Consider the following 11509-nt stretch of genomic DNA (forward strand, 5'->3'; position numbering starts at 1 on the left):
TTACGGCTTTCAGCTTTGGGCATTCGGCAAAAATATATCTATCGTTACTAAAAAGCATTTTAACACTCTTTGCCTTGTGCCTGTTACATGCTCTAGGCTATAAGCCGTAGGCATTAGGCAAGCACATTCTTTTGCTTATGGCTTAATGCATAAAGCTTATGGCTTTCAGCTTTGGGCATTCGGCAAAAATATATCTATTGTTACTAAAAGTATTTTAACACTCTTTGCCTTGTGCCTGTGGCCTATTATTTTGTATTCATGATTTTGTTAAAAATACTTTTTGCCTATGGCATATAGCTTAATGCCTATTGCATATAGCTATATGCCTATTGCGGGTAAAATTAAATTTATTTTGCCCATTAACTTACGAGAAAGGTATTTATTTGGATTGGTATAGTCAAATATAAGGACTTTACCTAAACTCTTATACAATTTTCAGCGTTCATTAAAATTTAACTAATTCGCGACCAGTTGCTTTGATTCGTTTTAAGAGAATCTATTTGCTCACGAATCATGGCATGCTCTTCGGCACTCAAATTAGGGTCTGCTTCCAAGATAGCTTGGGCGCATTCTCTTGCTACTTTCAGAATTTCGCCATCTTTGGCCAAATCTGCAATTTGCAAATCGATAATACCACTCTGTTGTGTACCCGAAATATCACCTGGCCCTCTCAATTGTAAGTCTACATCGGCTATTTCGAAACCGTCGGTGGTACGTACCATCGTTTCGATACGGGTACGACTATCCTTCGACAACTTGAAATCGGTCATCAGAATACAGAAACTTTGCTCGGCACCACGCCCTACCCTTCCTCGGAGCTGGTGTAATTGTGCCAAGCCAAACTTTTCGGCACTCTCAATAACCATCACCGAGGCATTAGGAACGTTTACTCCTACTTCAATCACGGTGGTGGCGACCATAATTTGAGTTTCGGCTTTTACGAATCTTTGCATTTCAAAATCCTTGTCGGCTGGCTTCATTTTTCCGTGCACGATACTTACCTGATATTCTGGAAAAGCCCTTACGATACTTTCATAGCCATCCATGAGGTCTTTATAATCCAACTTTTCGGATTCTTCTATTAAAGGATAAACCACATAAACTTGCCGTCCTTTCTGAATTTCGTCACGCATAAAACCAAAAACATTGAGACGATGAGAGTCGTAACGATGAACAGTTTTGATAGGCTTACGACCTTTGGGCAACTCATCTATCACCGAAACATCCAAATCTCCATAAAGCGTCATGGCCAAAGTTCTTGGAATAGGCGTGGCAGTCATCACCAGAATATGCGGGTGGATGTATTTGTTTTTCTCCCAGAGTTTGGCCCGCTGTGCTACGCCAAATCGATGTTGCTCATCGATTACACAAAGTCCTAGGTTTTGGAATTGTACAATATCTTCTAATAAAGCGTGCGTTCCAACAATGATTTTCACCGAACCATCCAATAGCCCTTCATGAATCAAAGCACGGGCTTTTTTCTTGGTTGACCCTGTGAGCTTTTCGATTCTAATGCCCAACAATTCTGCAAACTCCTTTAGTCCGTTATAATGCTGATCGGCCAAAATTTCGGTAGGCGCCATCAAACAAGCCTGCGCACCATTATCGATTGCGAGCAACATACAGATAAAAGCCACGATAGTTTTTCCCGAACCCACATCTCCCTGTAACAAACGGTTCATTTGTCGCCCCATGCGCATATCTGCGAAAATTTCTTTAATAACTCGCTTTTGTGCATTTGTCAGAGGAAAAGGCAGATACTCATCGTAAAAAGTTTTCAGTAAAGCTGCACTTTTAAAAATCTGACCCTCATAATCAACTCGGCGTAGCACTTTTTGTTTGATTAAGCGAAGTTGATTGTAAAATAATTCTTCAAACTTCAAGCGCCGACGAGCCTGATGAAGCCACTGTTCTGAATGCGGTAAGTGAATATTGTAGATAGCGTCACGTTTGGCCACCAACCGATACTTTTGAAGCAGAGAAACGGGTAAGTTTTCGCGAATTAATGGGTAGGCCATTTCCAACAATACCCTTTGCATTTGGGCAATTTGCTTGGATTCTATATATTTTTTTCGAAGCTTTTCGGTTACACTATACACAGGTTGATAATACCCTCCCTTTTCGTTGGCTCCATTCAACAACTCCAGCTCGGGATGTTGCATTTGTGGACGACCTTGAAAAAAGGAAGGTTTGCCAAAAAGAACATATTCAGCTCCAATTCGAAGATATTTTTCGAGCCAAGTAATTCCCTGAAACCAAGTAAGTTCCATTGAGCCTGTACCATCGCTAAATGTGCCAGACAAACGCTGTTTGAAGCCTTCTCCCACTTTTTCGAGTGTACGCAAACGACCTTTGATTTGGGCATATTCCATATCTTCACGCAATTCTGTGATATAATGAAATTGCGTTCTATCCTCATATCGAAAAGGATAATACTGAATCAAATCCCCAAAAGTAAAAATCTGCAACTCTGTATTGAGTAATTGTCCTCGCTGTAAGCCAACGTTTCGAAGTTGCTCAATTCTAGTTTCAAAAAAATCGTTTTGCATATCATTATTTTTAAATGACAAAGGAACAGTCGCAAATCTCTGAACTTTCGTCAATTGGGTATCAGGTAAATATGATGTAAAATATTTACAAATTTAACTTCTTATCACATATCTTTCATGTTAAACAACCATTGAGGACTTTTTATCTTCCTGAATATTTTGTAGATTTAATATGATTAGTTTTTAACAAGTAATTATCTTAAAAAGTTATACTACACTTTTGCAACTGATTATTAGTCACTTAGAAAAGTGTAATATCAATGTCATTGAGCCATATTTCTTGTATTGTATACATTTCTTCCACAAAAATATTCATGGATTATTTTACGCCATAATTTAAGATTTTTGTAGTAAATCTTCCGTTCTCTCGCCTACCCTTTTATCTTCAAATAATGTATAGTTTCTTTTATCAACAAGTATAAATGCGTTGTTCTAGCACAATTATTGCTAGAAATCCTTCAAGGCCCGCCAGCTTTAGTGAATCCGCTTAATGTAACACAACACGACAAGCCCTTATTTCAAATGACCAAGCACATCTTCAGGTGTTTTAGCTTTTGCTTATGTATGCTTATTTCAAACTATATTCAAGCCGCATCGGTACTTGGAGGCAATTTGGAATTAATCAGCAGAAGCAGCACTACAAATGGAAAATTCCGTCTATTGCTTCATGTATATTACGATAAATCTGGCGGTACGCCAACTAGCAGTGATGATAATCTTAAAGTAGGAATTTTTCAGAAAAGTAACAACACACTCAAGGCTTCGCTTACGCTCAAAGCATCATCGCTGTCGGGTAAAGAGGTTTCTTTCAATAACCAAGATTGTGCTAATAGTCAACAACTTGGCATTTTGCAAGTAGACTACGAAGGCGACTTTGTGGTATCTTCTGCCGACTACGCCGATGCAGGAGGGTATTATATTGTTGTAGAAAAATGCTGTAGAGCCAACGTAACCAATATTAGCAGTCCCACCTCGACAGGCGCATTATTCTATCTGGAGTTTCCCGCGCTCAGGCAATCGGGCAATGAGTTTTATAATTCTTCTCCCGAGTTTCATCCTATTACAGGCGCATACATTTGTAAAGGACAAGCTTTTAGCTATGATTTTGGGGCAAACGACCGTGACAACGACCAACTTTCTTATGCCTTGGTGACGCCCTACAAAGGTTCTTCGACAAGCGCCAATAGTAACCCAACCCCAACAGGTTCGGGCAGTTATGCTACTGTAAGCTGGGCAGGCGGAAGCAGTGCCACCGCACAAATCCCTGGGAGTCCTGCGCTGAGTGTCAATGCCTCGGGTGTATTATCGGTTACTGCCAGTACTGTGGGTACCTATTTGTTTTGTGTGGAAGTTACAGAAAAAAGAAATGGTGTCACCATTGGAAAAACTCGCAGAGATTTTGTATTAAAAGTAATAGACTGTGCGGCAGCGGTATCTGCCACGCCCGTGATTAGTGATGCTTCTGGGAGTCCTATCAGTACGGGTACTGTTTGTAAAAATGGTTATATCGACTTGTCGACTACCGCCAATAGCAATTATACCTATCAATGGCAAAAAGATGGCTTAAACATCGCTGGAGCAACAGATTCCAAGGTAAAAGCTGAAGGCGCAGGAACCTATACCGTTTTGGTATCAGCCAAAAATGGTTGTGGACTTCCTAAAGCCTCTTCGAGTGTTACCTTGACAGAAAGACCTGGGTTGGATTTATACTTAAGTCATGTGTATCGTGATGCTTGCACAAAGTTTCTCTTAAATGTGAAAGAAAACCCTCCTGGTTCTACTTTCAAAGAAACTGATTTTCTTTATACATGGTATATCGATGGCGTAAAACAAACAAAAACGTTTAATGGTATTCAATATGACATTACGAATTTCGCTGTGGATGAATTTCCTCTCCCCACCCAAGCTCAAAAAATTGAATACACTGTTACTTTGAGAAATGTAGCCTCTGGAGCAAACAATTGTACCTATATTTTGAAAAAAACTATTGACTATCCTACTCAGCCAAACGCCACACTCACGACAAGTAATGGCTTAACTGATTACTGTGATTCGGATGACTTTGTAATAAGCGCTCTCAATAGCTCAGATTTTGATTACGTTTGGAGTAAAAATAATGTTATCCTGCCAACTGAAAAAAGTAACTCTATCAAAGTAAAAGATATAGGTACTAATACTTTTCAATTAAAGGTTTCGACAATATCGGGCTGTACCAAAACAAGCAATATCACCGTAACAGGAACAGCCTCAACACCAGTTACTTTTAGTTTAGACCCAGTTTGTTTGCCAACTACTACAACGATTGATTTAACAAAATTTGTTAATCCATATAACTCAGCAGGTATATTTAAAGACTCAAGAGGAACTACCTTAACCAACACAACCATTAATCCTACTACCTACGGAGCTGGTTCGTATGACATTACTTACACCTTTGGTGCCAATGCGGGTTGTCAATCCAAAGCTACAGCTACGCTCAAGATTGGTGCTGCGCCTGTGTTTACCCTTAGTCCTGACGTAATCATTCAAGCAGGAGAATCTACTACTTTAACCAGTAGTTTGGCAACTAGTACCAACCTATCGGATTATACTTTACTATGGTCACCAGCAACGGGGCTAAGTGAGGTAAATACGCCAGTAACGGTAGCAACACCCAACCAATCAACTAATTATGTCTTGAAAGTAACCGACAATGCCACCCAATGTGCCGATGAAAAAACTGTAAAAGTTTTTGTCAGTGGAAAAATTGTGAATACTTTCACACCAAACGAAGATGGTATCAATGACTTTTGGGATTTGTCGGATATCACAACTTCATTTCCTAATGCGTCTGTGAAGCTATTTAATCGTTGGGGCAACGAAATATTTAATACCAATGACTATGCCAGTAACCCTTTCAAAGGAATTATAGATGATAAAGAAGTCAAGTCATCCACCTATTACTATGTCATCGAAATTCGTAAAGATTGGCCAACGCTAACAGGGTATTTGACCGTGATAAAGTAACCATTTTCAACAGAAAACAACCCTATAGTTTTCAAAGAAAAGAAGTGTATTCAATTTGATAGAAGGTTTTTATGTATTTTTACAAACACCTTTTATCCAATTGAATACACTTTTTTCGTTTATTACGTAGATTGTATTTTTAAAGACTTTAAACATGATTTATTCTATCTGTGTCGAGTGTATCACTCGATAACTGGTAGTAGCACTAGCGTTTTTTTGATTACGAGCATTTTCCAATAACAGATACCCTATTAACTAATAACGTACTATTACTTATAATAAACCCAATTGCTAATGAGGTTACGTTTATTAATCATCCTACTTTGTATTACAACCGTGCAACATGTATTTGCGCAAGACCCTTTTGTTGGAGGGTATTTGCAGCTTTCAAAAGTTGCGAATACTACCAATCAATTTCAACTTACCGTTCATTTCTATATCTCTTTACACAACGCCACCAATCAGGCAGACTTAGCATCGGGAACACTCACTAAAGATTTAAGAGCTAAGGTTTTTCGAAAAAGAGATAATGTAGATGTTACCACCAGCGTTGATGCCTCTGGAATTATTGATTTTACAGGAGGTTCTTCTACCAGCGTAGACTTAGTCTATCCTACCAACTGCAATGTTGTTAATCAAAAATCGATAGAATTGACTTTAGGGAAAAATATCACCCTAGATTTTACCCAACTCAATAATACTGACGGCTATTATGTGGTTGTAGAACGTTGTTGTCGTAGTAGTCAATTAACGAATGTGCAAAACCCGAGCTCTAGCAGTCTTATTCTCTATTTATTTTTCACTAGTGCTATTAACGAAACGCCTGCTTTCCAGCAAGCACAAGGAAGTTTTTACTGCCTCAATCAATCTAGCTTTGTTAATTTGCCAGTCACCAACGCCAATGGTACTACCATCGATTACTCTTTCGAACCTCTCTACAAAGGGCTAAGTACACCAAGCTCGCCTTTTGTACTACCTCAGTTAGCATCTCCTAAAGAAGTAACTTGGGCGTCGGGATATTCGACTAGTTCGCCTATTGCCTCAAGCAGCCCTATTGTGTTATCCAACCTAGGGACGGTACAGTTTAAGCCCGACAAAGAAGGATTATATGCTATGAAAATTATGGCTACTCAGAAAATGGGCGGAAACATCATTAGTCAAGCACAGGTGGAATATGATGTTTTGGTAAAAGACTGTAAAGAAGTAGAAAAACCGAGAATTTATCTTGAAGGAAGTGCCAGTACAGCTCATACAAACACCATAACACTTTGTCAGAGAAGCTTCCGCATTCTTGAAACACAAGCAAACCCCAACGCTACCTACCAATGGTATTATAATGGTAGTCCATTAACTGGTGCTACCACCAACAAACTTCGCATCAACGATGACGTAACAGGAGAATACAAAGTTGAAATTAATGACCCTACTGCCACATGTAAGCCTACAGAAACCTCTCAATTAACAAGGGTTATTGGCAATGGAGGTGTTGGACTGTCTTTAACGCCTTCATTAGGTACAACAATATGTGAAGACGTAGCTCCAGGCACCATTACCCCAAGTATTTCTGGCGCTAATCCAGCAGATTTTTCCTTTGATTGGACATTAGATAATTTTACACTTACTAGTAATAGAGAAGCAGCCTACGACCGCTCAGGCGTTTACAGATTGGTGATTACTCAAAGAAATAGTCCATTTTGTACTTTTGATGCCTCACTCAATATTGCGGTAAATCCATTGCCACAGGTGAGCGTGCAAAATATTTCAAACAAAACTGAGGTTTGCGAAGGCGAAGTAGTAACCCTCAAAGCCGAAGTAAATACGGGTACAACATGGCTGTGGCTGAAAGATGGTGCTAATTTTAGTTCTAATCAGACTATCAATATAACTCAATCAGGCAATTACCAATTGCAGGCAACCTCCGATAAAGGTTGTAAAAAGAATGCTCCTGAGGTTGCAATTAGAGTATATCCTAAACCAACTGTAACATTTGCCCCTATTCCTTCGTTTTGCGAAGCCAAGAATCTTTCAACCGATTTGACTATTTATGTTACTCCTGTTAGCTCCAATGCAGGGGTATTTTCTGGAAAAGGAATGACTGGTTCGGTATTTGACCCTTCCAAAGCGGGTTCGGGTGTGTGGCCCATTGTATATGAATACACCTCTGCTGATGGCTGTAAAAACACCGCTACTAGCAACGCCATCGTCGATAGAGTTCCTAGAGTTCAGTTAGGGGAAGATATCACGATTTTTAGAGGACAACAAGTACAAATTCCCGTAGTGGGTAGTCAGGGCTCAGACTATAGCTTTACTTGGTCGCCTACCACTGGTTTACTAAATCCAACTGACTTTTCGCCTATAGCTGCGCCTATTGCTCATCAGGAATATACCCTCGAAATCGTAGCCAATACCAGTAGATGTAAAGCTAGCGACAAAATCAATGTTTTTGTGTATCCCAAAATCGATATTCCTAATTCTTTTACCCCCAATGGCGACAGAATAAATGATACTTGGGAATTAGATGGCATTGATGAATATCCTAATATCGAAGTAAAGATTTACAACCGATGGGGTAATGAAATCTTCTACTCAAAAGGCTATTCCCAACCATTTGACGGCATCCAAGAAGGTCAACGAATTCCTACAGGAACCTATTACTACGTCATCAAACCCAACGTAAACCTTCCTGCACTAACAGGATATGTGACGGTGGTGAAGTAGTTTCTGTTTGAGGGGGAAGGGATTAGGGGTTAGGCAAAGAGTGAAAAGTTGAATATTGAGACCTTAAAGAGTAGTAGTCAGGCAGAGAGTGGCAGAATTTTGCATCTACACCATTACTAATGCCTAATGCCTCACTACTAATGCCTCCTTAAAATGCCTTTTTTCCCCTTCCTTCATCATAATTGCAGAGGGGTTTGTATCTTTGTAAGCTAGGGAATCAAAAACGATATTGTGCTGTTGATTTAGCATTGGGATTCCTTAACATCAATCGCATACCTCAATCTAACATTTTCAGATATGAAGGGATTACTCGACCAGCAATTCGAAGAAGATAATATTGTACTTAGTCAAGTAGAAGACTTGCTCAACTGGGCACGTTTGAGTTCGTTGTGGCCAATGGGCTTTGGTTTGGCCTGTTGTGCTATCGAAATGATGCAAACCATGGCATCAGGTTATGACCTCGACCGCTTTGGGGTTTTTCCACGCCCTTCGCCGCGCCAATCAGATGTGATGATTGTGGCGGGTACTGTTACCTTCAAAATGGCTGACCGTATTCGTCGTTTGTACGAACAAATGCCAGAACCTCGCTATGTGATTTCGATGGGTAGTTGCTCTAATTGTGGTGGACCTTACTGGGAGCATGGTTATCATGTCGTAAAAGGTGTCGACCGCATAATTCCTGTGGATGTGTATGTGCCTGGCTGTCCTCCTCGTCCAGAAGCTTTGATTGGTGGTTTTTTGAAATTACAAGAAAAAATCCGTCAAGAAACCATTGTAGCTCCTAAAGCTATTTTGGAGATGGAACAAGAAGAAGCCCGTAACCAAAAACCAGCGTTTGCTTCTGCTTAATCAATAGCCCACTATTTAGCGCCTTCAAACATGACTTTCGACCAAATCAATGACCTGATTGCTTCTGAATTGGGTTCAGATATCATTCTTGGAAAAGACCATCAGTGTCTACATATTTCAACCGATAAAATAGCCGTTGTAGCACAGTTTTTATTCGAAAATGAAAACTGTTACTTCGATATGTTGTCGTGCATTACAGCCCTTGACAATGGCGTTGAAAAAGCGACAATGGAAGTAGTTTATAATTTGTACTCCATTCCCTACGAGCACAAAATGATGCTTAAGGTAATTGTTCCACGCAATGCCAAAGATGAACCTGCACCAAGCGTACCAACCTTGAGTCATATCTGGCGTACTGCCGATTGGCACGAGCGCGAGGCCTTTGACCTAGTGGGTATTCGTTTTGAGGGACATCCAGATTTACGAAGAATCCTATTGCCAGAAGACTGGGACGGACACCCACTTCGCAAAGATTACCAAGCCCAAGAATATTATCACGGTATTCAGGTAAAGTATTAGATTGGGGGATGGGCTATAAATATATGTTTACATAAAAATATCCATTATCAATTGTTTATGATGTCATCACATAACATTATTCTAGTATGATTAAAGAAATAAAAGTTAAAAACTTCATGGCACATTCTGAGCTATTTCTTCAAGATATACCTCAGATAAATTTGATAATTGGGCAAAATGATACAGGTAAAACAGGTATATTAAAACTACTTTATACAATTGTAAAATCATTAGAGGTTTATAGTCTCAAAAGAAAATCTGGCGACGTTCTTTACAAGAAAGAATTAGCCGAAAAACTAAAATCTACCTTCTTCCCAAGAAAAGGGCTTGGAGAGCTTGTAAAAAAAAGCTCTAAAGAAAAGCTAGAAGTTGATATAGCTATCAAATCCAAAAATTATCAGCAATCCATTTATTTTTCATTTGGAGAAAAAACTGATGAGACTATTTCTACCTGTACTGACCTAGTTGAAAGTATTCCTGAACAATCTATCAATGCTTTATTTATCCCTGCAAAGGAAGTACTTACTGCCTTTAACGATATTAGCAGTATGAGGGATAATTTTTATGGTATGGGTTTCGATGATACCTATTTGGATCTTATAAAAGCATTAAGACTTGAAAGTTCGAAGGGTAAAGTTGCATCAGAGCTTAGTAATGTAAATAAACATTTAGAAGAACTCTTTGAGGGTAGAATAGAGCAAACTAGGATACCAGAGCAACCTTTTTTATTCAAAAAAGGGAATCAGCAATTTTCGATGCAATTAACGGCTGAGGGGATAAAAAAAATAGGAATTTTAACGACTCTAATCACGAACCGTCAACTAGGCAACAGAACAATATTATTTATGGATGAGCCAGAGACTGCATTACATCCAAATGCTATCAGAAAAATGGTTGAGATGCTCGTAGCAATGAGTAAAGCAGGAGTTCAAATCTTTTTGGCATCTCATAGCTATTTCGTTATTAAACAGATGGCTTTATGTGCACAAAGAGACCAAATTGATATTAAATGTTGGAATATACAAAAGTCTTCCGATAATTCTATCAATACTACTTTTGAAGATTTAAAATCAGGTATCCTACCTGACAACGGCATAATTAATGAGGCTTTAGCGATGTATAATGATGATATAAAAATTAACTTAGGGATACTATGAGTCAATTGATAGACGAAAATGGTGTTAGAGTTCAATTCCCTGATAATAATTATTTTCAGTTTAGCACCTGTCAAAATTATATAAATATTAAGTCTCAAAAAGTTAAAGAAACCGATGTGGGATGGTTTGATATAAATAATAATATCCTTTGGCTAGTTGAACTAAAAGCGTTTGACAATCCAAATAATCCAAGATATAGACCACAAAACCTTCAGGATCAGGATATAATGGCAAAGTGGATTGATGAATTGGTAACAAAATCTATTCACGCAATATGTATGGCTTGTTCAAATAGGGTTGATACCCAAACTTGCTTACCACAGTTACCAAATCATCAAACAAGGATAAATATTGTACATTTAGTAAAAGTTGTACCAAATCAATCAAGCTATTTAAGCTTTATGCAAGATGCCATTAGGGCAGAACTTATGGCTTATAAAGCTATTTTTAATATAGCAGGGATTGTAGTTCTTGATTATGATTCTGCAAGACAACAAAATCTTTTTCCTTGGATTGTCTAACAGTCCTTTCGTTAATAGTTTCCATTTGATAACATTTACAGTGGACGTACCCGTAATCATATCTCTTTTAAATAGGTAAGATTTTATGTAACACGACTTTTGTATAATATCTCAATGGGTAACTAAAAACCATTCATAACTCAAAACAAACTCAAAATCATCATTCATTGAAAACATATTTAAGTATTTT

7 protein-coding genes are annotated in these 11509 nt (G+C 38.6%); 6 read left to right on the forward strand and 1 reads right to left on the reverse strand.

All coding sequences use genetic code 11. The features are described from left to right. Positions 1-452: 452 nt before the first annotated feature. Positions 453-2549: an ATP-dependent DNA helicase RecG gene (gene recG, locus ACOVQ4_RS17950; RefSeq protein WP_421821993.1), complete on the reverse strand. Its 2097-nt coding sequence runs from the start codon at positions 2547-2549 to the stop codon at positions 453-455. 564 nt (positions 2550-3113) lie between these two features. Between recG and ACOVQ4_RS17955 the strand changes: the two genes are divergently transcribed. The 6 genes from ACOVQ4_RS17955 (at position 3114) to ACOVQ4_RS17980 (ending at position 11319) form a co-directional block, all read left to right on the forward strand. Continuing rightward, entirely contained in the window at positions 3114-5555 is a 2442-nt protein-coding gene (locus ACOVQ4_RS17955; protein WP_421821994.1) for a gliding motility-associated C-terminal domain-containing protein, read from the forward strand. A 294-nt stretch (positions 5556-5849) separates the two neighbouring features. Next, complete coding sequence (locus ACOVQ4_RS17960) at positions 5850-8273, forward strand: gliding motility-associated C-terminal domain-containing protein (RefSeq protein WP_421821995.1); 2424 nt, start codon at positions 5850-5852, stop codon at positions 8271-8273. Between the two features lie 297 nt (positions 8274-8570). Then, positions 8571-9122: an NADH-quinone oxidoreductase subunit NuoB gene (gene nuoB, locus ACOVQ4_RS17965; protein ID WP_421821996.1), complete on the forward strand. Its 552-nt coding sequence runs from the start codon at positions 8571-8573 to the stop codon at positions 9120-9122. Positions 9123-9152: 30 nt separating this feature from the next. Continuing rightward, positions 9153-9641 carry an NADH-quinone oxidoreductase subunit C gene (locus tag ACOVQ4_RS17970; protein WP_421821997.1) on the forward strand — a complete coding sequence of 163 codons (489 nt, stop codon included), beginning with the start codon at positions 9153-9155 and terminating at the stop codon, positions 9639-9641. Positions 9642-9727: 86 nt separating this feature from the next. Further along, positions 9728-10798: an AAA family ATPase gene (locus tag ACOVQ4_RS17975; protein WP_421821998.1), complete on the forward strand. Its 1071-nt coding sequence runs from the start codon at positions 9728-9730 to the stop codon at positions 10796-10798. Next, positions 10795-11319 (forward strand): hypothetical protein, encoded by a 525-nt coding sequence (locus ACOVQ4_RS17980; protein ID WP_421821999.1) that lies wholly within the window; start codon positions 10795-10797, stop codon positions 11317-11319. Before ACOVQ4_RS17975 ends, ACOVQ4_RS17980 begins: the two co-directional genes overlap by 4 nt. The last annotated feature ends 190 nt before the right edge of the window (positions 11320-11509 follow it).

The organism is Flectobacillus sp., assembly GCF_049240685.1.
Classification (GTDB): Bacteria; Bacteroidota; Bacteroidia; order Cytophagales; family Spirosomataceae; genus Flectobacillus.